Here is a 24585-nt window from a genome sequence, read left to right on the forward strand (position 1 = left end):
CCGCTGAGGAAAAAGGGGCTGTTTACAAGCCCAAGCGGTCGCACAGCGCCAAGGTGGCTGTACTTTGGTTCATCGTGTAGAAGTGCAAACCGGGGGCCCCTAAAGAGCGCAGCTGTTCACACAACCGAGTGACCACATCCAGGCCGAAGGCGCGGATCGAGGCCGTATCGTCGCCAAAGGCCTGGAGCCTGAGGCGTATCCAGCGGGGGATTTCTGCGCCGGTCGCATCGGAAAAGCGCATAAGCTGGGTTGCGTTGAGGATCGGCATGATACCCGGAACTACGGGAATACCCACCCCCAGCCGTTGCGCATCGTCCACAAAGCGGGCATAGGCATCGGCATTAAAAAAGTATTGGGTGATGGCCGAGTTGGCCCCGGCCTGGGCCTTGGCCGCAAGGGCGCGCAGGTCGGCCTCGGGGCTGCGGGCCTGGGGATGCACCTCGGGGTAGGCGGCCACTTCAATGTGGAAAAAATCCCCAAACTCAGCACGGATAAAGGCCACCAGATCGCTGGCGTACTGAAACTCCCCACCCAAGCCATAGCCGCTGGGCAGATCGCCACGCAGGGCCACCAGACGGCGCACGCCCATGTCTTTAAGCTGCTGCAACTGGCTGCGCACGGATTGGCGCGTGGCACCAATGCAGGAAAAATGCGAGGCGGCGGCCACGCCTTCTTGCTGGATGGCCTGCACCATGGCAAAGGTGCCCGACTGGGTCGAGCCGCCTGCGCCGTAGGTGACCGAACAAAACTCGGGCTGGCGTGCGTACAGCGCCTGGCGCACCTGCACATGCTTGGCCGCACCTTCGGCGGTTTTGGTCGGGAAAAATTCAAAGCTGATGGGAAAACTGGCGTTCTGGGCCATGCAACGTCTCCTGGGCACCCCAGCGCTGTGACCGGGGTGGTAATGGTGATTGGTGATGGTTTAGGCAGCTTACTTTTTGCGCTTGGGGCGGGCCGGGCCGGGGACGTTGTAGTACCCCTCTTCGTCGCCATTGATCACATCGGCACGCTTTTGCTCGCGCAAGACGGTGCGCGAGACGCGGGCCGGCTTGGTGGCCGGGGCCTGCTCTGGCAACGCAACATCCAGATGCTGCACCTGCGCCCCTTGCTGGGCATGCACAAAAAACTCGTGGTTGCCGTCGCCGCCGGTGATGGGCGAATCCAGCCACGCTTTGACCTCTAGGCCCAAATCGCCCAAACAGCGGCGAATGCGCTGCTCGATCTCGGCGTACAGCGCCGGCTCGCGCACGATGCCGCCTTTGCCCACTTGGCCAGGCTGCAGCTCAAACTGGGGTTTGACCAGCATGAGCAGGTGGCCATGGGGCTTCAAGAGGCGCACCACGGCCGGCAGCACCAAGGTGAGCGAGATAAACGACAAGTCGCCGGTGACAAAGTCAAACTGCGGCGTGATGTCCACATCGGCAAACTCGGCCTTGCGGCGCAGTTGCGTGGGCAGCACCCCGGCCTGCAGGGCCTTGGCGCGGGCTGCGCGTTCGGCCTTGAAGGCTTCGATGTCCGTCTCTTTGGCATCGTTGCTGTCGTCGTAATCTTCGTCGATTGCGCCACCATTGCGCATCCAGGCGTAGGGGGCCTGGGGCTGGGTGTCGTTGTCCTCTTCTTCCTCCCAGCGTTCAGAGAGCACTTCTTCGCACGCATCCTGCAGGTCTTGGGCGCTCATGTGGCGGGCGTTCAGGCCCTCCACACACACCACCCGCGCATCGCTGCGCAGGCGTTCGTGCAGCTGGCCCTGGCCCACATCCACGCCAATGACTTGCGCCGCACCGGCTTGCAGCAGGCAGTCGGTAAAACCGCCGGTGCTCTGGCCCACATCCAAGCAGCGCAGGCCGGCGACCTGCAGGCCAGTGGCGGCCAATGCGCCCTCCAGCTTCAAGCCGCCGCGCGAGATGTATTTGGCCTCGTCCAGGTTCAGCAGTTGCAGCTCGGCCCCGACGGGGATGTCGTCGCCGTTTTTCTGCACTTTTTTCCAGGGCAGCAAGGGCGAATTGCGCCATTGCACGCCCGAGGCAATCAGCCGCTGTGCTTGGGAACGGGTACTGGCATGGCCGTGATCGACCAGAAAAACATCTGCACGCATAAAGGGGGAAGGAAAAAGAAGAAAAATTGTTATTTTTTTGATAGCTGCTTGCGCAGGCAAATAAATACAATTTGATATAAAAATATCTATATTTGTTTATTTACCAGCGCAAACAGCTATTTTTTTAATAACGGTAGGTATCCGGCTTGAACGGGCCGGTTTTGGCCACACCAATGTAGTCGGCCTGGGCATCGGTCAGCTCGGTCAGTTGCGCCCCGACTTTTTTCAGGTGCAGGCGCGCGACTTTTTCGTCCAGGATTTTCGGCAGCACATAGACCTTGCCGACCTCGTAGGCATCCGGGCGGGTGAACAGCTCAATCTGCGCCAGCGTCTGGTTGGCAAACGAGTTGCTCATCACAAAGCTGGGGTGGCCCGTGGCGCAGCCCAGGTTCACCAAACGGCCCTTGGCCAGCAGGATGATGCGCTTGCCGTCGGGGAAGATCACGTGATCAACCTGGGGCTTGATCTCCTCCCACTGGCAACGCTCTTCCAGCTCAGCCACCTGAATTTCGTTGTCAAAGTGGCCAATATTGCAGACGATGGCCTCGTCCTTCATGGCCTGCATGTGCTCAAAGGTGATCACGTCGCGGTTGCCGGTGGTGGTCACGAAGATGTCGGCCTTGTCGGCGGCGTATTCCATGGTGACAACACGGTAGCCTTCCATCGCGGCCTGCAGGGCGTTGATCGGGTCAATTTCGGTCACCCACACCTGGGCCGACAGGGCGCGCAGCGCCTGGGCCGAGCCCTTGCCCACATCGCCATAGCCGGCCACGCAGGCCACCTTGCCGGCAATCATCACGTCGGTGGCACGCTTGATGCCGTCCACCAGCGATTCGCGGCAGCCGTACAGGTTGTCGAACTTGGATTTGGTGACGGAATCGTTCACGTTAATGGCGCGGAACAGCAGCGTGCCCTTGGCCGACATTTCGTTCAGGCGGTGTACGCCGGTGGTGGTCTCTTCGGTCACACCCAAAATCTGGGCGCTCTTGCGGCTGTACCAGGTGGCATCCTCAGCCAGCTTGGCGCGGATGGCGGCGAAGACGATTTTTTCTTCTTCGCTGCCCGGATTGGCCAGCACGGACAGGTCTTTTTCAGCGCGTTTGCCCAAGTGCATCAGCATGGTGGCATCACCGCCATCGTCCAGGATCATGTTCGGGCCTTCGCCGTCACTGCCCTTGGGGCCAAACTCAAAAATCTGGTGCGTGTAGTCCCAGTAGTCTTTCAGCGATTCGCCCTTGATGGCAAACACCGGCGTGCCCGTGGCGGCAATCGCGGCGGCGGCATGGTCTTGGGTGGAGAAGATGTTGCACGAGGCCCAGCGCACCTGGGCACCCAGGGCTTGCAGGGTTTCGATCAGAACGGCCGTCTGAATCGTCATGTGCAGGCTGCCGGTGATGCGGGCACCTTTCAGGGGCTGCTGCGCGGCAAATTCTTCGCGCACCGCCATCAAACCGGGCATTTCGGTTTCGGCAATGCGGATTTCCTTGCGGCCCCAATCGGCCAGGGAAATATCGGCAATCGCGCTATCAGCGGCGTTAAAGGCAGGATGGTTGCTCATGGTTGCTCCAAGCAAAGTTTGGGATAACAACCACACTGACGGCAAAAGATGGGGTTCTGGCCTCACCGCACCGCAGCGTGGGTGAGCGTCGTTGCCAGACAAGCAGCGGGCCAGCAGCCCCTGTTGTCTTTTCGAGCCTCACGCACCCTGGCTTGGCTGCGCTGCAACGCTCCTCGAAAAGATAAGCCCGCAATTGTATGCGAGCGCTCAAAAACCCCGACGCTACTCAAGGACTGGAGGCCGCGCCAGGGGGTGCGATGCGCAGGGGAATGGTCACCGGCCCATCGTTGATCAGGTGCACCTGCATATCAGCGGCAAAAACCCCAGTGGCAACATTTGGATGCATTTTTTGTGCCTGCTCGACCACATAGTCGTACAAACGCTGGCCTTCTGCGGCAGGGGCCGCCTGGGTAAAGCTGGGCCGGTTGCCGCCCGAGGTATCGGCCGCCAAGGTGAATTGACTGACCAGCAGCAGCCCCCCTTGCACGTCTTGCACGCTGCGGTTCATCTTGCCCTCAGCATCCGCAAAAATGCGTATTTTTAACAATTTAGCCAGCAACTTATCGGCCTGCTGCTCGGTATCCCCCTGCTCGGCACACAGTAAAACCAAAAGACCTTGGGCAATCTGCCCAACCACGGCACCATGCACTTCAACCCGTGCGCTGCGCACCCGTTGCAAGAGGACGTACATAAACTTCCAACTCCTTCGTAACCACAAGCAAGGCAAACACTAGGGTTTTCATATCAAGTTTGGACAAATAATTTCCGCTATAAAACGCCCCATGCAAAATCGGCCCGCTGACTGGCAAGCCCCCTCTTCTGAATCTTCTTCCGGCCTCACGCCTGCACAAGCGTCGCTGCTGCAGGCACTGGGCACGGCCACACCGGGTCAAATCGCGTATTTCTCGGCCCCTGATTTGCGCTGCCTGTTTGCCAATCAACGCTACGCCCAAGCCTGTGGCCACACGCCGCAGTCCATCCTGGGGCAGCCTTTGCAAGACATTGTGTCGCCTACCACCTGGCAAACCCACAGCACGCAAGTGCAGGCATGTTTGGCCGGGCAGGAACAGCACTACACCTGCACCGCCGAAGGCCTGCGCGGCGACACCCGCCACCTAGAGGTGCACTTGGTGCCCCATTGCGAGCAGCCTACCGCCGCCGACACCCCAGCCAGTGGCGTGGCGGGCAGCGTGGTGGGCCTGGTGGCCCTGATACTGGACACCACGCACCGCTGGGCCGCCGAAAACGCGGCCCAGGACCACGCCCAGCGCCTGCGCAAATTCAATGACGCTTCGCAAGAGGTCATCATCTTTCACCAAGGCGGCGTGATTTTGGATGCCAACCAGGCCGCCGAACGCATTACCGGCTACAGCATTGAGAGTTTGCGCGGGCGCAGTATTTTTGATTTAGTCCACCCCCAGGATCGGGTGCGGGTCATCGGGCTGTCGCGCCAACTGTATGAAGAACCCTACGAGGCCATGGTTCTGCGCCGCGATGGCAGCTGCATTGATTTGGAAATCACCGGCAAAAACCTGCCCCAGCCCGATGGGTCGGTGCAACGCATTGTGGTGGGCCGTGACATCAGCAGCCGCAAACAAGCGCAAGCCCAAACGGTTTTTATGACCCAGCACGACCTGCTCACCGGCTTGCCCAACCGCCAGCATTTGCTGCACTACGCCGAAAAAATGCTGCAACAACTGCCCAGCCAAAAAATCAGCACGGCACTGTTTTTTATCAATCTGGACCACTTCAAAACCATTAACGACTCGCTGGGCCACTTCATGGGCGATGAAGTGTTGCAAACCATGGCCCAACGGCTCAAGGCCAGCATGCGAACCGAGGATTTCGTCGCCCGTTTAAGCGGCGATGAATTTGTCATTCTGCTCAGCAGCGTTCAGGACGAAAACCAAGTCAAAGCCGTGGCCGAAAAACTGCTTTTGACGATTGCCGCCCCCCACACACTGGCGGGCATGCCGATCTCTTTATCGCCCTCCATCGGTATCAGCCTTTACCCCAACCACGGCCTGCGTGCCGAAGAGCTGCTGCGCCACGCCAACCAGGCCATGACGGCCGCCAAAGAATACGGCCGGGCTAATTACCAAATTTATGCTCCCTTCATGACGGGCAGCACCCCCTACGAAGAGCTGCTGCTGGAACGGGAGCTGCGCGAGGCCTTGGAAAACCACCAACTGCAGCTGCACTACCAGCCACAAATTTGTTTAAAAACAGGGGCTTTGGCTGGGTTTGAGGCCTTGGTGCGCTGGCAGCACCCGCAGCGCGGCATCTTGGGGCCGCTGCAGTTCATTCCTTTTGCAGAAAAGCGTGGCCTGATCGCCAGCATTGGCCGCTGGGTTTTGTTTGAGGCCTGCCGCCAGCTCAAAGCCTGGCACGATGCCGGTTTGCCCAAAGTGCCCGTGGCCGTCAATCTCTCGCCCCTTGAGTTGCGCCAGCGCGATGTTTTGGCCGATATTCAAAAAGCCCTCGCCACCACCGGCTTGGCAGCCCAGTACCTGGAAGTGGAAATTACCGAATCGGTGCTGATGCAGCAATCCAACCCAGCGCAGCACAATATCTTGCGGGCCTTGCAAGCCTTGGGGGTCGGCATTGCCATTGATGACTTTGGTACCGGCTATTCCTCGCTGGCGTACTTAAAACGCTACCCGATCGACAAGCTAAAAATCGACCGCTCGTTTATCACCGACACCCCCCACAGCGTGGACGACGTGGCCATCGTCACCGCCATTATTCAAATGGGGCGCAGCTTGCAGCTCCAAGTCTTGGCCGAAGGGGTGGAAACCGCCGAGCAGCAGGCACTGCTCACCCATTTGGGCTGCGATCTGGTGCAGGGCTTTGGCTTGTCCCGGCCTTTGCCAGCCCACCAAGTGCCCAGCTGGTGGCACCGCTGGGGCACACAGCCCTTGCTTGCATAAGGCGGTCAGGGCAATACGTCCATGCCATTGCCAAGGAACAAAAAAAGGGTGCCCACCAAGGCACCCCATCAAGCTTGATAGCAAAGTTGCAGCTTACGCGGCCACAGCGCAGTCCTCGCGCAGCAAGGCAGCCGCTTCACGGGCGGCCACTCGGCCTTCGTCGGTGGGAATCACCCAAATTTCGATGCGGCTGTCCGGCGCATGCACCGCCCAGGCGTGCTTGCCATCGGCCTGGCGGTTGCGCTGCGGGTCAATGCGCAGCCCCGTCCACGCCAAGCGCTCGCACACTTGCTCGCGCAAGACGGCATCGTTTTCACCAATGCCGCCGCTAAAGGCGATCAAATCCAGCCCACCCAAGCAGGCCGTGAGCGCCCCAGTTTCACGAATCACCCGGTGGGTAAACTGGTCAATGGCCCGCGTGGCATCGGCATTGCCCTGCGCCGCCTCGCCGCGCAGGGTGCGCATATCGGCCGAAATGCCCGACACCCCCAACAGGCCCGACTCTTTGTAAAGCAGCTTTTCAATGCGCTTGGCATCCCAGCCCTGCTCCAGCAAATAGAGCAGCACCCCTGCATCCAGGCTACCGCTGCGCGTACCCATCATCAGGCCATCAAGGGCAGAAAAGCCCATGGTGGTGGCCACACTGACACCACCAACAGCGGCGCACAGGCTGGCCCCATTGCCCAGGTGGGCCATCACCACCCGGCCCCGGCCTCGGATGGTCTCCTGCTCCAGCACGGACATGATGTACTGGTAGGACAGGCCGTGAAAACCGTAGCGGCGCACACCCTGGGCCTGCAGCGCTTTGGGCAAGGCAAAGGCGTAATCCACTTCCGGCATTTGGGCGTGGAAGGCCGTATCAAAGCAAGCGATTTGCGGCACTTGCGCAAAGGCTTGGCGAAACTGGCGAATGCCCTCCAAGTTGTGCGGCTGGTGCAGCGGTGCCAGCGAATTAAAGCGCGCCAGCTGCTCCAGCACCGCATCGGTCACACGCACACTGGCACTAAAAACCCCGCCACCATGCACCACCCGGTGGGCCACGGCATCCAGGCCCTGTGCCTGCGTCAGCTCCTGCACCAGGCTGCGCAAGCGGGCCAGCGCTACTTGAAATGGAGCACCATCGGCAGGCACCACAATGGTTTCTTTGTGTTTTTTACCTTGATGCTTCCATCCCAGAATGGGCTGCCCGCCCGGCTCCAGCCCTTCAAAATTGCCCGACACCGTGTGCGGCAACACCTGCCCGCCTTCATAGGGATGCAGGGAAAACTTCAGCGAGGACGAGCCTGCATTGACCGCCAAAATGGCCATGGCTGTGCTCCTTAACCTTGCTTCCAGGCGTTGGCCTGGTTTTTACGGCGGTTGTCGTGCGCGGCCAGTACGGCCAGCACGGTCGAGGCGACGCGGGCCATGGGGCCATCGGCACGGCTGGTCAGGGCGATGGGCACACGCGCTCCCAGCACCAGGCCCGAGCCACTGGCACCGGCCAGGTATTCAAGCTGTTTGGCAATCATGTTGCCGCTTTCCAGATCGGGCACGGCCAAAATGTCGGCCTGCCCGGCCACTTCAGAAACGATGCCTTTGATCTGCACCGCATCGGGCGAGACGGCGTTGTCAAACGCCAGCGGGCCATCGAGCAGGCCACCGGTGATCTGCCCCCGGTCGGCCATTTTGCACAGGGCGGCCGCATCCAGCGTCGAGGGAATCGAGGCAGTGACGGTTTCCACCGCAGACAAAATCGCCACTTTGGGCGTTTCAATGCCCATCACGCGGGCAAAGTCGATGGCGTTTTGCACGATATCGACCTTCTCTTGCAGCGTGGGCTCGATGTTGATGGCCGCGTCGGTGATGATCAATGGCTTGGGGTACAGCGGCACATCGAAGCGAAACACGTGCGAGAGGCGACGGCCCGTGCGCAGCGCTTTGTGCGAGAGCACGGCCTTGAGCAGCTCATCGGTGTGCAAGCTGCCCTTCATCAAAATCTCAACCTCCTTGTTGGCGGCCATTTCAGCGGCCATTTCAGCGGCTGCGTGGCTGTGCTCCACCGAGATAATTTCCACCCCTTGCAAGCTGATGCCCGCTTCTTCGGCCACGTGGCGAATGCGGCCCTCTGGGCCAATCAGCACCGGCTTGATCAAGCCGTGGTTGGCCGCATCCATCGCGCCAGACAGCGAGCCGGCATCGCAAGGGTGCACCACCGCGCAGCGCACAATGTCCAGCCCCTGCACCTGGTCCAGCAGAGTGCTGAAGCGGGCCTCGGGGTCGTAGAGCTGAATTTGCGGCGCATCAATGCGCTGCACGCGCACTTTTTTCGTCGGCGGCATCAGGTTGGCCTCGCCTTTGAGCACCGTCTCGCCGCTTTGGTTGGTCACCAAGCAGTCCATCTTGATGCGCTTTTTCTCGTCGTTTTTCTCCGAGACGGTGGCCAGCACAGTGAGCGTGTCACCAATGCGCACCGGTTTGGTGAATTTGAGCTCTTGGCCCAAATAAATCGTGCCGGGGCCCGGAAATTGCGTGCCAAACAGTGCCGAAATCAGCGCCGCACCCAGCATGCCGTGGGCAATCACGCCGTGGAACATGGTGGCATCGGCGTACTCTGGGTTCAGGTGGGCGGGGTTGATATCGCCCGAGACTGCAGCAAACGCCTGGATGTCCTGCAAGGTCACGGTGCGCACCAGACGGGCACTGTGGCCCACGGACAGTTCGTCGTAGGTGATGTTTTCCATCCACAGGCCATCGGTGGTGGTGGCTTCAATAGTCATGAGAAAGCTTTCTTAAGGGGAACAAAGGGGGCGCACAAGCGCAGCCCCGCTGAAATAGGAGTGGAGCTCAGGCACCAGGCTTAATCCATGGCGTGCACACCACCGTCCACGTAAATTGTCTGGCCGCTCATGCCGCAGGCTGCATCCATGCACAAAAAGGCGCTCAGTTGCGCGATTTCTTCCAGGGTAACCAGGCGCTTGAGCGGGGCCTTATCGCGGTTGATGGACAGCAGCTGGTCAAACTCAGCAATGCCCGAAGCGGCGCGGGTCAGGATGGGGCCGGGGGAGACAGCATGCACGCGGATGTTTTGCGGGCCCAACTCCATGGCCATGTAGCGCACCAGCGACTCCAGCGCGGCTTTGACCGGGCCCATGACACCGTAGTTGGGCACCACCTCACCCGATCCCAGGTAGGTCATCGACAGCATGCTGCCACCAGCGGGCATGTGCGGGGCGCACAGCTTGGCCACTTCGGCAAAGCTGTGGCACGAGACGCTCATGGCGCGGGCAAAACCATCGCGCGAGCTATCGACCACTTGGCCATGCAGGTCTGCCAGCGGTGCCCAGGCGATGGAGTGAATCAGAAAATCAATCTGCCCAAACTTGTCCACGGCATGGGCCACAGCCGCTTCGAGCTGGCCGGGCTCTTCCACATCGCAATTGAGCAAATCCACGCCCACCGCGTCGGTGAGTGGCTGCACATATTTGCGGGCCTTTTCATTCAGGCACGTAGCAACAACATCTGCCCCCAACTCACGAAACAGCTTGGTACAGCCCCAGGCAATCGAGCGGTCATTGGCGACCCCCAGGATCAGGCCTTTCTTGCCAGCCAAACTAAAAAGAGGTGCAGCGGAGCTTGTCATCAATATTCCTTGATCAGATAAAAAGAGAGAGGTCTAAAAAATTAATGGGCGCAGGTTACTTCATTAACAAAATGAAGCAGAACAGCGCATTCTCAGGATAAACCCTAGTCTCGACAAACCTTTTACACAACCCCAGCAGGGCACTCAAGTTTTAGTCGCCTAGCGGATAGAGGAAAACAAAAAATTTGAATAGGATGTTTGTTTTTCTCAACCAACAACCCTCAACCTTCCAGGAATTCCTTATGCAAATTCAAACCGTCGGCATTATTGGCGCGGGCACCATGGGCAACGGCATTGCCCAAGCGTGTGCCACTTCGGGCATCAACGTGGTGATGGTCGATATTTCTGAAGCCGCTGTGCAAAAAGGCTTAGCCACCGTGGCAGGCAGCCTGGATCGACTGATTAAAAAAGAAAAAATCAGCGCCACCGATAAAGAAGCCGCCCTGGCAAAAATCAAAGTCAGCACCGATTACAGCGCTTTGAAGGCAGCCCAATTGGTGATTGAGGCGGCCACGGAAAACGAAGCCCTGAAAATCAAGATCCTGCAAGAAGTCGATGCCCTGGTCGGCCCCGAGGTGCTGATTGCCTCCAACACCTCGTCCATCTCGATCACCAAACTGGCGGCCGTGACGGGCCGTGCCGACAAATTCATCGGCATGCACTTCTTCAACCCCGTGCCCATGATGGCGCTGGTGGAAGTGATTCGCGGCCTGCAAACCTCGGATGCCACCCATGCGGCGGTGCAGGCCTTGGCCCAGCAGCTGGGCAAGACCCCCATCACCGTGAAAAACGGCCCCGGCTTTGTCGTCAATCGCGTGCTCATCCCCATGATCAACGAAGCCTTTTTTGTGCTGGCCGAGGGCTTGGCCACGGCCGAAGACATCGACGCGGGCATGAAGCTGGGCTGCAACCACCCCATCGGCCCGCTGGCGCTGGCCGACATGGTGGGCCTGGATGTGTGTCTGGCGGTGATGAACGTCTTTCTGGAGCAGTTTGGCGATAGCAAGTACCGCCCCTGCCCACTGCTCAAAGAATACGTGGCCGCTGGCCGCCTGGGCCGCAAGACGGGCCAGGGCGTTTACACCTACTAATTTAATAGTAGCTACTACCGCATAAAAATAAAGGGATTGACGTTGATTTTCAACTCAATCCCTTTTATTTAAAGCGCAAAGCGCTATGGTTAAATATTGCCTTCAAAAAATATTTTCCAGCCTTGGCCTTTGGCAAAACGCCAGTACTGGCGCAAGGTGCTGCCGCTGCGCTCGCCTTGCGGCACTGCGCCAAAGGTGACGACCATGGTGTCTTCCTCGTCTTGCCAGTGCATCAAGGACAATTCTTTGAGTACCAACGGTCGGCCTTTTTGTTTGGCCATGTCTGCGGCCAGTTGCTGGCTCCATGCCTGCCGGGTGATTTTTTTCAGGCCTTGAAAATCGTCCGTATAAAAGCTGAGCAAGGCCGATAAATCGTTGCCGCTTTTGGCCTCTTGCCAGGCGGCCAAGGTGGCCACAAAGCTGTCGCGCAAAGGGGCCAGGTCGTCGGCGGGCACCCAGGTCAGCGAGGGGGCAATCACCACCGCGGTCGTGCGTGTTTGCACGGTGCGCAGCAGGCGCTCTAAGTCGGGATTGGCCAGGGCCACACAGCCATCGGTGGCTTGCGGTGCGCGGGAAAATTGCTCTGGCGGCGTGCCATGCAGCCAAATGCCGTGGCCGGTTTTGCCCCGGCGCACGTCCAGAGGATTGGGGTAGTTCAAAGACAAGGCACCAGCGCCGTAAAACTTGTCCAGGGTTTTGGGGTCGAGATTGCTGGTGATGAAGTACACACCCAAGGGGGTGCGCTGGTCACCTTCGGTGGTTTTGTCGAGGCCCATTTTGCCGACCGAGGCGTAGTAATCGGCCACGATGCGCAGCCCTTGGGGGCCGTTTTCCAGCAAGTACAAGCGCGACAGTGCCGCATCAATGGCGATGGCGTGGCGGTAGCTTTTGGGCAGTTGCAGCAATTGCGCCGGCACTGTGCCCGGCGGGGGGATCAGGCCTTGTTTCTGGGCGGCCACACGGCGCAGGGATTCGACTCGCAGGGCATTCAAGGTGTCACGCGCTTCGCTGGTCGGGGCGGTGGTGTTGCCCAGGGTGGCCAATTGCCCGGTTTGGGCCAATAGCAAATCGCCCAAGGCCAGTTGGGCCAGCTGAAAGTTAGGGTAGTCACGCACCAGGTCTTCGGCCAGTGGCAGGGCTTGCTGGGTCAAGCCGGCGCTGGTCAGGGCCAGCACTTGCATTAAGCGCTGTTCGGCCTGGCCGTCACGCAATGGCGTGGCCGCACTGTGGCTCCAAAGGGGAACAAGGCACAGGGCCAAGACGGCGCTCCAGCAACAACGGCGCAATAAAGAAAGCAAACGCAACAAAATCAACTCAAAAAAAGAACCGCGCCCAAAGCGAACGCGGCAGAGAAAGGGAGGGGCGAAACTTGTTAGCTTCCAGTGGTTTCGCTCACGATCAACCATTGGCCTTTGCGCAGTTCGAGCTGCAAGGTTTTGCGGCTGCTCACGTTCAAAGTGTCTGCGCGGTATTGTTGGCGAAACCGGGCCGTGGCGCGGTCGTTCTGGGTGGTAATTGTCAGGTCGGCCAAGTTTACGCTGATGCTGCGCTTGCCGACGATGCGGGCGCGGCGCTCTGCCTCCCAGGCTTTGCGGCTTTGTTTGCCCGGGGTTTGGAAGTTGGGGCTGTAGGCGGCCAGGTAGTTGGCCATGTCTTTGGCTGCCCAGGCTTTGGCCCAGGCGTGCACGGCAGCTTCCACCTCGGCCACGTTTGCTGCGGTTGGCGTGTCTGCTTTGGCGGCCTGCCCAGCGTCCGCTGTCGCCACCGCCTTGGTTTCTGCTTTGGTTTCTGCTTTGGTTTCGGCTTTGGGTTCTGCTTTGGCGATGGTTTTTGTCTCTGCTTTCGGCTCGGTCGCGGGGGGGCTGGCGGTTTCGGTCACCGGGGTTGCCGTCGCCGGTTGTGCGCTCGCCACAGGTTGCGCCGTGGCTGCAGCCGCTACCACCGAGGCTTGCGCCGGGGCCGTCGTGCTGCTGCTGACGGCTTGGGTGGCCGTGGCGGTCACAGGGGCCGGTGCGCTGGGTGCTTTGGCCAGCGCCTGCGCCTGGGCTTGGGCCTGGCCGGTGCTGAACAGGTCGTGGATCAAGGCCAGCTTGGGTTGCACCGATTGGGCGTGGCTGCCATCGAGCTGCAAGGCTTTGCTGTAGGCCTGGCTGGCCAGCTTGGCGTAGATGTCGCCCAGGTTTTCATGGGCGGTGGAATAGCTGGGATTGGTGCGAATGGCCTGCTCCAGTGCTTGGCGCGATTTGTCCAGCTGGTTCTGGTTGGCGTAGAGCACGGCCAGGTTGTTGTACGGCTCGGGCAGCTCCGGGAATTCTTTGGTCAGCTGGGTGAAGGTGTCGATGGCTTCTTTGTTTTTATTGGCCATGGCAAAAGCCACCCCTTGCAAAAAGCGCAGCTGGGGGTCTTTGGGCGTGGCGCTGAGGCGTTGGTCAATCAACTTCAAGGCCTGCTCGGGCTGGCTGCCTTGCAGCAAGCTGGTGATATCGGCGTTGTTGGCGTAGGCCGTGCTGGCCCCCACGAGCAATGCCGTCGCCACCGTGGCGGTCACCCTGCGGCGCAGCAAATGCAAAGGTTGGGAAATTTTTTTCATAGCAGGAGCACCAGACAAATAAAACGGGCTGATTGTAGTAAGGGCGGCACTGGCTTTTACCTTTTATTTTTTACAGATTGTTAAGGTTTTGCGCACTACCGCCACCTGCCGCCGTGAGACTGGCAAGGGTTGGGCAATACCGTGCAGACGGAGATACCAGCCCCCGGGCTCTGCAAATTCCAGGCGTTGCAAAAAGGCCGGATTGACCAAGCAACTGCGGTGAATGCGCAGCACGTGTTCGGGGTAACGCTGCTCCAGATCGACCAAGCTGCCTTCCAGCACATGGCAGCCCGCCGTGGTGTGGACGGTGAGCATTTTGAGCTCGGCCTTGATATACACCACCTGCGCCCAAGGCCAGCGCGGGCCGCAGGGGGCAATGGCCAGCTGCGGGCCAGGGTCGCTGGGGGGGAGCTGTTTTTTGGCCTTGGCCAGCGCCTGCTGCAAGCGCTCCAACCGCACGGGTTTGGTCAGGTAATCGCAAGCCTGCACGTCAAAAGCTTGGGCCGCATAGTGGCTGTGGGCGGTGACAAAAATAATCGCTGGTGGCGCTGGCAATTGCTGCAAAGTAAAAGCAAAGCTCATGCCATTGGCACCGGGCATTTGAATGTCCAGCAACACAATGTCCACCGGCAGCGGGCCGGACAACAGGGGCAGCGCTTGGCTGGCGCTGGCCGCTTCGCTCATCGTCCAGTGCTCGCCGTGGGGGGTGCAATCGCCCAGCAGGTGGCGCAGGCGGCTGCGGGCCAGGGGTTCGTCGTCAATGATCAGGATGTGCATGGGCAGTGGGCACGGCGGGGGTGCGGTTGAAGGGCAAGCGCAGTTGCACCTGAAAGGCGTGCGCTTTGTGGCGTTGCTCCATTTGAAAATCCATGTCGTACAACAACTGCAGGCGGTGGCGCACATTGGCCAAGGCCATGCCCAAGCCTGGGGCGCTGGGGCCGGCCTGGGTGTTGGTGACGGTGAGGGTGGCGTAATTTTTGCCGTGGCGGTGCAGGCTGATGCGGATGTGCGCTGGCGTTTCCGAGGGCTCCACCCCATGTTTCACAGCGTTTTCCACCAAGGGCTGCAGCACCAAGGGCGGCACGGGCAGGCTGAGCACCTCGGGGGCAATATTCCAGCGCACCTGCATGCGCGGGCCAAAGCGCAGCTGCTCAATGTCCAGATAGCGCTTGGCCAGCTCGACCTCCTCGCGCAAGGGGATGGTGCTGCGCGGCTCAGCCAAAGTGGCGCGAAACAGGTCACTCAAGTCGTGCAGCAGTTGCTCGGCTTTATGCGGCTCGGTGGCCACTAAAGCAATAGCACTGTTCAATGAATTAAAAAGGAAATGCGGCCGAATTTTGGCTTGAAGCAGCGCCAGCTGTGCGGTTGCTGCTGCAGGCATGCGTGCATGGCTGCGCAACAGCAGCCAGCCCATGATGCCAGCGGCCAAAATGCCGCCCGTGAGCATGTTGGCCCACCAGTGCGGTGGCGGCAGATCGCTGGTGAACGCCAAGATGGCGCTGCTCGCCAGGCTGCACCCTGCCCCCAGGGCAATGCCCAGGCCCAGTTGCACGGCCACCGCGTGGTGCTGCAGCCAGCGCTTGGCCGCGCAGGTCAGCAGCAGCCAGGCCAGGCTGCCAAACAGCCCGCCACTGGTCAGCCACGCCGCCTGCAGCAGCCACTGCTCCACGCTCTGGCTGGTGTAGGCCGCGGCCAGGCACAGCAGCAATTGCACGGCCAGCACGGCACGCAGCACCACACCGAGCTGGCAGGTGTCAAAAATCCACAACGGGGCAGCACTGGGGGCTCTGGGTAGAATTTCAGGTTTTGGCATAAAGCATTGGGTCACGCCGATGTTGTGTGCTGTCTTTTGATCTAGAAATTATTGCCCCATGTCTGACCTGCCGCGCTCTGAACCCTCTTCCAACCAACTGGCCACCAAGGCCCAGGCTTGGTCGGCCCTGTTTTCTGAACCCATGAGCGATCTGGTCAAGCGCTACACCTCCAGCGTGTTTTTTGACAAGCGCCTGTGGCAGGCCGATATTGCAGGCAGCTTGGCCCACGCCGAAATGCTGGCGGCCCAGGCCATCATTGCCCCCGCCGATTACGCCGCCATCCAAAAAGGCATGGCGCAGATCACGCAGGAGATCGAAGCGGGCCAGTTCGACTGGCAACTCGACCTGGAAGATGTGCATTTGAACATCGAAGCGCGCTTGACCGCCTTGGTGGGCGACGCGGGCAAGCGCCTGCACACCGGCCGCAGCCGCAACGACCAGGTGGCCACCGACGTGCGCCTGTGGCTGCGTGGCGAGATCGACCTCATCGTCGAGCTGCTGCAGGCGCTGCAACGGGCCCTGGTGGAAGTGGCCGAAAACAATGTCGAAGTCATCCTGCCCGGCTTCACCCACCTGCAAGTGGCCCAGCCCGTCAGCTTTGCCCACCACCTGCTGGCCTATGTCGAAATGTTTGAGCGCGATGCCCAGCGCATGCTGGATGTGCGCAAGCGCGTAAACGTACTGCCCCTGGGCAGCGCCGCCCTGGCCGGCACCACCTACCCCTTAGACCGCGAGCGCGTGGCCCGCACCCTGGGCATGGAGGGCGTGTGCCAAAACAGCCTGGACGGGGTCTCGGACCGCGACTTTGCCATCGAGTTTTCGGCCGCTGCCAGCCTGGTGATGGTGCACATCTCGCGCCTGTCCGAAGAGCTGATCGTGTGGATGAGCCAGAACTTTGGCTTTATCAAAATTGCCGACCGCTTCACCACGGGCTCCAGCATCATGCCGCAGAAGAAAAACCCCGATGTGCCCGAACTGGCCCGGGGCAAAACGGGCCGCGTGGTGGGCCATTTGATGGGCCTGATCACCCTGATGAAGGGCCAGCCCCTGGCCTACAACAAAGACAACCAAGAGGACAAAGAGCCGCTGTTTGACACCGTCGATACCCTCAAAGACACGCTGCGCATTTTTGCTGAAATGGTTGGCGGGCAAATCAACCCCCACACGGGCTGCAAAGAAGGTGGCATCACCGTGAATGCCGCTGCCATGCGGGCGGCGGCGCAAAAAGGCTACGCCACCGCCACCGACCTGGCCGACTACCTGGTGAAAAAAGGCCTGCCCTTTCGCGATGCCCACGAAACCGTGGCCCATGCCGTGAAGCTGGCAGCGCAAAAAGGTGTGGATTTAAGCGAGCTGTCCCTGGCAGAACTGCAAGCCTTTAACCCCAGCGTGGCCGACGATGTGTTTGCCGTGCTCAGCCTGGAAGGCTCGCTCAACGCCCGCAACACCCTGGGCGGCACCGCCCCGGCGCAGGTGCGCAGCCAGTTGCAGCGCCACCGGGCACGCTTGGGCTAAGTAGCGCCCCCCCATCAGTGGTGCCAACGCGGGTTTAGCCCGCGTTTTTTAATTCCAACGCCCGCTCGTACAAGGCATTGCGGCTGCCGCCGGTGATCTCGGCGCACAACTTGACGGCGGTTTTGGTGGGCAACTCGGCCAGCAACAATTGCAGCACCCGATCGTGCTCGCCGCTGTCACCGGCTTCTTGCGCGCAGGGGTGGAGCACGACGACAAACTCCCCCTTGCTGCGCTGCGGCTCCTGCGCTAGCCAATCGCTAGCTTCTTGCGCAGGCAAAGTAATGATTTGCTCAAACTGCTTGGTTATTTCCCTTGCCAAGCTTACGGAACGCGCTCCTAAAACCTTTAGTTGCGCGGCCAAATCTTGAATGCGGTGCGGTGCTTCCAGCAGCACCACAGTGCGCGGCTCGTGGGCCAGGGCGGCGATGGCGGTGTGCCGCTCGCTGGCCTTGGTGGGCAAAAAGCCATAAAACACAAAGCCACTGCTCTCGCCGTGCGGCGGCACACAGCCAGCCACACTCAGGGCGCTGGTAATGCTGCTGGCCCCCGGCAGCGGAATGCTGCGCAGCCCCGCCGCTGCCACTTGGGCGCACAGGCGGGCACCGGGGTCGCTGACACCGGGGGTGCCGGCATCGCTCACATAGGCAATGCGCTGGCCCTGCTGCAAGCGCGCGATGATGCCTTGCGCCGCCTGGGCCTCATTGTGTTGGTGTACGGCCAGCAGCTGGGCGCTGGGGCGCTCTAAGCCATAACTGCGCAGCAGCCCTTGCGTGTGGCGCGTGTCCTCGCAGGCGATGGCATCGACCAGCTGCAGCACATGCAGCGCCCGCAGGCTGATGTCGGCCAGGTTGCCAATCGGGGTGGCAATGACGTACAAGGCCCCTGTGGGATAGGTTTGCGGCCCGGCAACGGCCTGGGCAGCGCTCAGGGCCGCAGCGAAAGTAACGGAAAAGGTGCTCAATGCAATTCCTTGAAAAAAAGAGGCCGCCCCCGGCCAGTACCGAACGTGGCCGCCAGGCCGAAGACCACGCCTGGGCGTATCTGCAAGCGCAAGGCCTGCGTTTGTTGCAGCGCAATTATCGAACCCCCGGGCGCGGCGGCGGCGAGATTGACCTGATTTGCCAGACCCCCGACGGCACCGTGGTGTTTGTCGAAGTGCGCAGCCGCACCTCCAGCGCCTTTGGCGGGGCCGCGGCCAGCATCAGCGCCACCAAACGCCGGCGCATTGTTTTTGCCGCCCGCCATTGGTGGCGGCTGCACGGCGGCAACCGGCCCAGCCGGTTTGATGTGGTGACGGTGCAGGGCCCGCAAGTGCAGTGGCTGCCCGCCGCATTTGATGCCGATGCCTGAAACCCCTTGGCACCAGAAGAAACAGGCGTTTACCCCGTGCCGTGCAAAGGCCTTGCTATCATCTGCGCCCTATGCTTGAGCAACGAATGCAGCAGCACTTTATTGACAGTGCCGATTTAAAGTACCAATCCGCCCAAGGCTTGGAAGGCCCTTTGGTCGCAGCCGTGCATGCTTTGGCCGCCAGCATTGTGGGCGGCGGAAAAATCCTGGCCTATGGCAGCGGCATCTCGCAAGCACATGCCCAAATGTTTGCCGCGCTGTGCGTGGCCGGTTTTGAGCGTGATCGCCCCGAGCTGGCCGCCGTCGCACTGTCGGCCGACGCTGGCTATTTTGGGAGCACCCCGCAAGCTTGCGTGCATTACCTGGCCCGCCAAGTACACGCCCTGGGCCAGGCGGGCGATGTGCTGTTGCTCATGACGGTCTCGGGCAACGAGGCCAGTTTGCTGGACGCGATTGAAGCGGCCCACGAGCGCGATTTGATCGTCGTAGCACTGACGGGTCACACCGGCGGCGCGGTGGCCGCCAAAATGCGCGAGATGGACGTGCTGGTGTGCGTACCCCACGAGCGGCCCGCCCGGGTGCGCGAGGCGCATACGCTATTAATTCATTGCCTGTGCGACGGCATTGATGTGCAACTACTAGGGGAGCAAGAGCTGTGATGAAAGCAACACCAACCACCCGCCGGGCGCTGCTGGGCACGGTGCTGGCCGTGGGTACTTTGGGGGCCAGCGGCTGCGTCCCGCTCTTGATTGGCGGGGGGGCGACCGGGGCTGTGCTGGTTGCGGCCGATCGGCGCACTTCGGGCATGCAGCTGGAAGACGAGCGCATCGAACAAAAATTTAGCGCCTTGGTGCGCGAACAAATGCCCCAGGCGGGGCGCTTGATTGCCACCAGCTTTAATCGCATCGTGTTGCTCACCGGCGAGGTGCGCAACGCCGCCGACAAAGCCCAGGCCCAAGCCCTGCTGCAAAGCGTGGAACATGTGCGCAGCGTGGTCAATGAACTGCAAATCGTGAGCATGGTCTCTGCCTTGAGCCAACGCACCAAAGATGCCTTTATCACCAGCAAAGTCAAAGCCAGCCTGATTGATGCCAAGGATTTGCAGGCCAACACCATCAAAGTCATCACCGAACAGCAGGTGGTGTACCTGATGGGCCTGCTGACCGCCCGCGAAGCACAACGCGCCGCTGAAATTGCCCGTGGCGTGAACGACGTACACAAAGTGGTGCGCGTCTTTGAGGTGATTACCGAGGAAGAACTGGCTGGCTACCAAACCCCCGCCCAGTCCCAGGCCACGCCGACAACCACTGCCCCCGTGCACACGGACACGAATCTACAAACGGCTCCGGCCAGTGATGCCGGCGTGGTGGTGCAGCCCGTGCGCTAATAAAAACCAATTTTTTGAAATACCTCGTAATTTTCAGCCTATAATCGCAGGCTTCGCGGCTGTAGCTCAGCTGGATAGAGTACTTGGCTACGAACCAAGGGGTCGTGGGTTCGATTCCTGCCAGCCGCGCCAGATCAAAGCCCTAGAGCAAACGCTCTAGGGCTTTTTCTATTGTTTTGGCTCTTTCTCTGCCTGCCTCTCCTGTCTCTAGGCTGCTGGCAGGGTGATGGTAAATACCGCGCCCCCTTCCGGGCGGTTGGCCGCCTGCACCTGGCCACCATGCTGCACCACGACCGCCTGCACATACGCCAGCCCCAGGCCAATGCAAGAAATCGCCCCGCCGCCGGGGGATGCCAGGCAGCAACGTACTGCTTTGCTGTTGCAAGGCATGCAATTCGGCTTGAAAAAACCCCAACGGCGGTGGTGGCCACGCCGGTGGCGTTGCTACCAATCAGCACATGCTTGTTGCGAAACGCGCCCGAGGGGATGCGGCCTTGCAGCACATCAATGTAGGCATAGCGGGTAAACAGCAGGTGGCGGCTGGCAAAGCCAATCAGCGATGGGGCCAGTGGCAGGGCCGGTGGGTCAGAACGGTGGCTTCTTGGCCAAAGTACACCGTCAAAATGGTGCGGTCCAGCGGTAAGGGCCAAATTGCTGCACCTCTTCGGTGCTGGCGGGGTAGGCGCGGCGCAGCTCTTTCATCAGCTGCGCCCCGGTGGGGTAGCCCACACAGGTGTGGCCCATGCTGTGCACCATTTGCTCCATCATGTGCAGCTGTTGGGGGTCATCTTCCAAAATGGCGATGCGCATGGGGCCGTTCTCCTGAAGGTGATAGATATGTTTTTTGTAGCAATAACCGCTTATTCGCTGGCCGCGTAGGCTTGTAATTGCGCCAGAGCCTGCAGCGCTTCAGCGCGTGCCGCGTCAGACAAGGCTTCGATTTGGGGCGCCAACGCCGCCAAAGCCGCAGCGCCTTGCTGCTGCAATTGGGCAATGGCGTGGCCGGCATCGCGCGGGGAGTCCAAGCCCAGGCTTTGCAACAGCAGTTTGCCCTGGGCATCGACCAGCTTGAAATAAAACTTGCCGTCTTTTTCGCGGTACTGCTTAAAGCTGGGCAAGGCCAGTTTGGCGCTTTTGCTTTTATCGGTGCTGACGGCTTGCTCGGTCAGGCGGCGCAGGCCCACCGCATGGCGCAGGCGCTGCACCAAGGGCACTGCCAAGGCGCGGGCTTTTTCCGCCCCGGCTTGCAAGATGGCTTCGACCTTTTCCGGGTGCGCCATCAAGTCTTCGTAACGCGCACGCATGGGGGCAATCTCGCGGTCGATGCAGGCAAACAGGCGCTCTTTGGCTTCGCCCCAGGCGATGCCATCGGCATAGGCTTGGGCCATGGCGGCCACTTCCTCGGGCGTGGCAAAGGCTTGGTAGAGCTGGAACAGGGCCGAGCCCTCCACCGCTTTGGCCTCGCCCGGCGCACGCGAGTCGGTAACGATGGAGCCAATCAGCTTTTTGAGTTGCGCCGACGGGGCAAACAGCGGGATGGTGTTGTCATAGCTCTTGCTCATCTTGCGGCCATCCAAACCGGCCAAGGTGGCCACCTGCTCTTCCACCAGCGCTTCGGGCAGGGTGAAGTGCTCGCCATACAGGTGGTTAAAGCTTGCGGCAATGTCCCGCGCCATTTCGATGTGCTGGATCTGGTCGCGGCCCACGGGCACTTTGTGCGCGTTGAAAATCAAAATGTCGGCCGCCATCAGCACCGGGTACATGAACAACCCGGCATTGACCCCATCGTCCAGATCGCGCCCGGCTTCTTGGTTTTTATCTTGCGCCGCTTTGTAGGCGTGGGCGCGGTTGAGCAGGCCTTTGCCGGTCACGCAGGTGAGAAACCAGGTCAGCTCGGTGATCTCGGGAATGTCCGATTGGCGGTAGAACGTGACTTTCTCTGGGTCCAGGCCGCAGGCCAACCAGCTGGCGGCAATCTCCAGTGTGCAGCGGTGAATGCGGGCCGGGTCTTGCGTCTTGATGAGGGCGTGGTAATCAGCCAGAAAATAAAAATTTTCACACCCGGTCGTGCGGGTGGCGGCAATGGCCGGGCGCATCATGCCCGCGTAATTGCCCAGGTGGGGTGTCCCCGAAGGAGTGATGCCGGTGAGAAAACGTGTGGGTTGTGCGCTCATAACAAATCAAAAAACTAGCTAAAGAAAAGAATCAAGGGCTGCAGCAGCCAAACCAGCACCTGGTTGCTGGCATCCATCAACGGGCGCAGCCAGTAGGTGCCAACAATGCCCGAAAGCACCAGCGCCAGAACGATAAAAAAGCCATACGGCTCCACCCGCGACAGGGTGGCCGCGCTGCGGTAGGGCAGCAGCCCGACCAGAATGCGCCCGCCATCCAGCGGGGGCAACGGAAACAGGTTGAACGCCCACATGACCAGATTGACCAGCACCCCGCCCTTGGCCATTTGCAGGAAAAAGCGCTCTTCCACCCCCACACCGATCAGCACGATGAACAGCGCCAGCCACAGCAAGGCCTGCACCAGGTTGGAGGCCGGCCCGGCCAGCGCCACCCAGATCATGTCGCGCTTGGGGTTGCGCAGGTTGTTGAAATTGACCGGCACCGGCTTGGCGTAACCAAACAAAAATGCCCCGCTGGTCGAAAAATACAGCAGCGCCGGCACCAAGATGGTGCCCACCGGGTCGATGTGTTTGAGCGGATTGAGCGTGATGCGCCCCAGCATGCTGGCCGTGTGGTCGCCAAAGTGGCGGGCGGCATAGCCGTGGGCGGCCTCGTGGATGGTGATGGAAAACAGCACCGGCAAGGCGTAAATCAAAATGGTTTGAAGCGTTTGTGCGATATCCACAGGCGGTACAGAGAAGTAATTAAATAAATAAAAGAGCTTGATCCGCTTTGTTTACGGTCGTTTCAAGGAGAAAGCTCAGAGAAATGCTGATCAAACCAGCGGGGGCAGCACCTATTTTCATGATTCATGCATGCTACAAACCAATGGCGGCCAAACTGCCCTGCCCCTCACGCACCACCACCGGGGCCCCATTGTTGGCCATGGCGGTTAGATCCAGCACCGTGGTGGGCTGCAGCGGGCAGGCTCCGGCATCGACGATGCCATCGACCAGGTGCTGCAATTGCTCGCGGATGTCGTCGGGGTCGTTCAGCGGCTCGGTCTCGTCGGGCAGGATCAAGGTGGTGGCCAGCAGCGGTGCGCCCAGCAACTCCAGCAGCAGCTGCGTGCCTTTGTGTCCGGGCACACGCAAACCAATCGTTTTGCGCGAAGGGTGGCTCACGCGCCGGGGCACTTCGCGCGTGGCATCCAAGATAAAGGTGTAGGGGCCGGGGGTGGCCAGCTTCATCAGGCGAAACTGGCGGTTGTCCACGGTGGCGTAGCTGGCCAGCTCCGACAGATCACGGCACAGCAGCGTCAGGTGGTGCTTGTCGTTTACCCCGCGAATGCGGCGCAGGCGCTCGACCGCATCGCGGTCATCGAGTTGGCACACCAAGGCGTAGCTGGAATCGGTGGGAATGGCCAGCACGCCGCCTTTTTGCAGCAAAGCGGCCGCCTGCTTGAGCAAGCGCGGCTGGGGGTTGTCCGGGTGAATTTCAAAATATTGGGCCATGGTGCTGTCCTTGCGGCACCGCCTCTTTGCACAACGGCCAAGAGCGTGCCAAACCGGCAATTGTCGTGGACTTGGCGCACGCTTGCAGCCATTGCAAGCAACTCACGCCACAATGCGCGGCCCCAGCAGCTGCCACACCGGCGTTAAACCACTGGGCAGCGGCGGCAAACTGCCCAAAGCACAGCGCGATTCGGCTGGGCTGTGAAAGTCACTGCCACACGAGGCGGCCCAGCCGCGCGCACGGGCCAAGGCCGCGTAGCTGTGGGTTTGTGCCGGGGTGTGGGCGCTGGTGGTCACCTCAATGGCTTGCCCACCCGATTGGGCAAAACGGTCGAGCAAAATTTGCATCGGCAAGCGCTCCAACTTGTAGCGCCCCGGGTGCGCCAGCACGGCCACACCACCGGCCGCCACAATCTGCGCAATGCCGTCGTGCAACGCGGCCCAGCCATGGGGCGCGTAGCCCGGTTTGCCCGGCACCAAATAGTGGCGAAACACCTCGGCCACCGTGGCGCAGCGCCCGATTGCCACCAAATGCCGCGCAAAGTGGGTGCGTGACAGCTGCTCAGGCTGGCCTGCGTACTGCAACGCCCCCGCGTAGGCATCGGCAATGCCCACCGCCGCCAAGCCCGCGGCCATGGCTTGGGCACGGGGAATGCGGCTGTTGCGGTGGTGCTGCAGCAGTGCCCGCAGCCCTGGGTGCTCACTATCCACCCCCAAGCCCACGATGTGAATCGTCTGCCCCAAAAAATCCACCGACACCTCCACCCCACTGACCCAGGCCAGGCCCAACGCCTGGGCGCTTTCGCGTGCTTCTTGTTGCCCAGCCACGCTGTCATGGTCGGTCAGCGCCCATAAATCCACGCCCTGGGCTGCGGCGTGTTGCGCCAAAGCGTGCGGGGTTAAAACGCCATCCGAATACACCGAATGGCAGTGCAAATCGGCACGCCCATAACGCGGCAGGGTGGCTGCGGGAGTTGTTTTATTTGACACAATTTAACAATTATTTT

Annotated in this window: 24 protein-coding genes, 1 tRNA gene and 1 riboswitch; of the genes, 7 read left to right on the forward strand and 18 right to left on the reverse strand. The window is 60.7% G+C overall.

Going from position 1 to position 24585, the window contains the following annotated elements; translation table 11 throughout:
* Positions 1–22: 22 nt before the first annotated feature.
* From metF to dtd, 4 genes are all read right to left on the reverse strand, one after another.
* On the reverse strand, positions 23–862 hold the full coding sequence (metF, locus tag ACFO24_RS10650; protein ID WP_207575571.1) for a methylenetetrahydrofolate reductase [NAD(P)H]: 840 nt from the start codon (positions 860–862) through the stop codon (positions 23–25).
* Between the two features lie 69 nt (positions 863–931).
* Positions 932–2095 carry a TlyA family RNA methyltransferase gene (locus tag ACFO24_RS10655; RefSeq protein WP_207575572.1) on the reverse strand — a complete coding sequence of 388 codons (1164 nt, stop codon included), beginning with the start codon at positions 2093–2095 and terminating at the stop codon, positions 932–934.
* 124 nt (positions 2096–2219) lie between these two features.
* Positions 2220–3653 (reverse strand): adenosylhomocysteinase, encoded by a 1434-nt coding sequence (gene ahcY / locus ACFO24_RS10660; protein ID WP_377738318.1) that lies wholly within the window; start codon positions 3651–3653, stop codon positions 2220–2222.
* 76 nt (positions 3654–3729) lie between these two features.
* Positions 3730–3834, reverse strand: a riboswitch (S-adenosyl-L-homocysteine riboswitch).
* Positions 3835–3879: 45 nt separating this feature from the next.
* On the reverse strand, positions 3880–4344 hold the full coding sequence (gene dtd / locus ACFO24_RS10665; RefSeq protein WP_377738319.1) for a D-aminoacyl-tRNA deacylase: 465 nt from the start codon (positions 4342–4344) through the stop codon (positions 3880–3882).
* A gap of 91 nt (positions 4345–4435) precedes the next feature.
* Between dtd and ACFO24_RS10670 the strand changes: the two genes are divergently transcribed.
* A complete protein-coding gene (locus ACFO24_RS10670) occupies positions 4436–6583 on the forward strand; it encodes a sensor domain-containing protein (protein ID WP_377738320.1) in 2148 nt (715 codons plus the stop codon).
* 93 nt (positions 6584–6676) lie between these two features.
* Here the strand turns inward: ACFO24_RS10670 and ACFO24_RS10675 are convergent, their stop codons facing one another.
* From ACFO24_RS10675 to fabI, 3 genes are all read right to left on the reverse strand, one after another.
* Positions 6677–7891, reverse strand: a complete 1215-nt coding sequence (locus tag ACFO24_RS10675; protein WP_377738321.1) for an acetate/propionate family kinase — start codon at positions 7889–7891, stop codon at positions 6677–6679.
* A gap of 11 nt (positions 7892–7902) precedes the next feature.
* On the reverse strand, positions 7903–9342 hold the full coding sequence (locus ACFO24_RS10680) for a bifunctional enoyl-CoA hydratase/phosphate acetyltransferase (RefSeq protein ID WP_377738322.1): 1440 nt from the start codon (positions 9340–9342) through the stop codon (positions 7903–7905).
* 80 nt (positions 9343–9422) lie between these two features.
* Positions 9423–10205, reverse strand: a complete 783-nt coding sequence (gene fabI / locus ACFO24_RS10685; RefSeq protein WP_207575579.1) for an enoyl-ACP reductase FabI — start codon at positions 10203–10205, stop codon at positions 9423–9425.
* 242 nt (positions 10206–10447) lie between these two features.
* Here fabI and ACFO24_RS10690 point away from each other — a divergent pair, with 242 nt between their 5' ends.
* Positions 10448–11296 (forward strand): 3-hydroxybutyryl-CoA dehydrogenase, encoded by an 849-nt coding sequence (locus ACFO24_RS10690; protein WP_377738323.1) that lies wholly within the window; start codon positions 10448–10450, stop codon positions 11294–11296.
* Between the two features lie 89 nt (positions 11297–11385).
* Here the strand turns inward: ACFO24_RS10690 and ACFO24_RS10695 are convergent, their stop codons facing one another.
* From ACFO24_RS10695 to ACFO24_RS10710, 4 genes are all read right to left on the reverse strand, one after another.
* Positions 11386–12555, reverse strand: a complete 1170-nt coding sequence (locus tag ACFO24_RS10695; RefSeq protein WP_377738324.1) for a L,D-transpeptidase family protein — start codon at positions 12553–12555, stop codon at positions 11386–11388.
* A 113-nt stretch (positions 12556–12668) separates the two neighbouring features.
* Positions 12669–13886, reverse strand: coding sequence for a tetratricopeptide repeat protein (locus ACFO24_RS10700; protein ID WP_377738325.1), 1218 nt, complete (start codon positions 13884–13886; stop codon positions 12669–12671).
* 63 nt (positions 13887–13949) lie between these two features.
* A complete protein-coding gene (locus ACFO24_RS10705; protein WP_377738326.1) occupies positions 13950–14663 on the reverse strand; it encodes a LytR/AlgR family response regulator transcription factor in 714 nt (237 codons plus the stop codon).
* Complete coding sequence (locus tag ACFO24_RS10710; protein ID WP_377738327.1) at positions 14644–15654, reverse strand: sensor histidine kinase; 1011 nt, start codon at positions 15652–15654, stop codon at positions 14644–14646. Before ACFO24_RS10710 ends, ACFO24_RS10705 begins: the two co-directional genes overlap by 20 nt.
* A gap of 103 nt (positions 15655–15757) precedes the next feature.
* On the opposite strand from ACFO24_RS10710, the gene argH reads away from it, so the two are divergent.
* Positions 15758–17215: an argininosuccinate lyase gene (argH, locus tag ACFO24_RS10715; protein ID WP_377738328.1), complete on the forward strand. Its 1458-nt coding sequence runs from the start codon at positions 15758–15760 to the stop codon at positions 17213–17215.
* A 34-nt stretch (positions 17216–17249) separates the two neighbouring features.
* Here the strand turns inward: argH and rsmI are convergent, their stop codons facing one another.
* Positions 17250–18176, reverse strand: a complete 927-nt coding sequence (gene rsmI, locus ACFO24_RS10720) for a 16S rRNA (cytidine(1402)-2'-O)-methyltransferase (RefSeq protein WP_377738329.1) — start codon at positions 18174–18176, stop codon at positions 17250–17252.
* On the opposite strand from rsmI, the gene ACFO24_RS10725 reads away from it, so the two are divergent.
* From ACFO24_RS10725 to ACFO24_RS10740, 4 genes are all read left to right on the forward strand, one after another.
* Positions 18176–18565, forward strand: coding sequence for a YraN family protein (locus tag ACFO24_RS10725; protein WP_207575591.1), 390 nt, complete (start codon positions 18176–18178; stop codon positions 18563–18565). The two genes, rsmI and ACFO24_RS10725, sit on opposite strands and share 1 nt — an antisense overlap.
* A gap of 71 nt (positions 18566–18636) precedes the next feature.
* Positions 18637–19224: an SIS domain-containing protein gene (locus ACFO24_RS10730; RefSeq protein WP_207575592.1), complete on the forward strand. Its 588-nt coding sequence runs from the start codon at positions 18637–18639 to the stop codon at positions 19222–19224.
* Positions 19224–19952, forward strand: coding sequence for a BON domain-containing protein (locus ACFO24_RS10735; RefSeq protein ID WP_377738331.1), 729 nt, complete (start codon positions 19224–19226; stop codon positions 19950–19952). The genes ACFO24_RS10730 and ACFO24_RS10735 overlap by 1 nt, the downstream gene beginning before the upstream one ends.
* A gap of 55 nt (positions 19953–20007) precedes the next feature.
* Positions 20008–20084 (forward strand) — tRNA-Arg (locus ACFO24_RS10740).
* A 75-nt stretch (positions 20085–20159) separates the two neighbouring features.
* Here ACFO24_RS10740 and ACFO24_RS10745 read toward each other — a convergent pair.
* The 6 genes from ACFO24_RS10745 to ACFO24_RS10770 all read right to left on the reverse strand — a co-directional run bounded on the left by ACFO24_RS10745 (position 20160) and on the right by ACFO24_RS10770 (position 24568).
* Entirely contained in the window at positions 20160–20342 is a 183-nt protein-coding gene (locus ACFO24_RS10745; RefSeq protein WP_377738332.1) for an ATP-binding protein, read from the reverse strand.
* A 228-nt stretch (positions 20343–20570) separates the two neighbouring features.
* Complete coding sequence (locus ACFO24_RS10750; RefSeq protein WP_377738333.1) at positions 20571–20762, reverse strand: hypothetical protein; 192 nt, start codon at positions 20760–20762, stop codon at positions 20571–20573.
* 50 nt (positions 20763–20812) lie between these two features.
* A complete protein-coding gene (locus tag ACFO24_RS10755; RefSeq protein ID WP_377738334.1) occupies positions 20813–22126 on the reverse strand; it encodes a tryptophan--tRNA ligase in 1314 nt (437 codons plus the stop codon).
* 14 nt (positions 22127–22140) lie between these two features.
* Positions 22141–22809, reverse strand: coding sequence for a site-2 protease family protein (locus ACFO24_RS10760; RefSeq protein WP_207575598.1), 669 nt, complete (start codon positions 22807–22809; stop codon positions 22141–22143).
* A gap of 133 nt (positions 22810–22942) precedes the next feature.
* Positions 22943–23578 (reverse strand): L-threonylcarbamoyladenylate synthase, encoded by a 636-nt coding sequence (locus ACFO24_RS10765; RefSeq protein ID WP_377738335.1) that lies wholly within the window; start codon positions 23576–23578, stop codon positions 22943–22945.
* A gap of 102 nt (positions 23579–23680) precedes the next feature.
* Positions 23681–24568 carry a PHP domain-containing protein gene (locus tag ACFO24_RS10770; RefSeq protein ID WP_377738337.1) on the reverse strand — a complete coding sequence of 296 codons (888 nt, stop codon included), beginning with the start codon at positions 24566–24568 and terminating at the stop codon, positions 23681–23683.
* Between the last annotated feature and the right edge of the window lie 17 nt (positions 24569–24585).

The organism is Comamonas denitrificans (assembly GCF_042654745.1).
Lineage (GTDB): Bacteria > Pseudomonadota > Gammaproteobacteria > Burkholderiales > Burkholderiaceae_C > Comamonas > Comamonas denitrificans.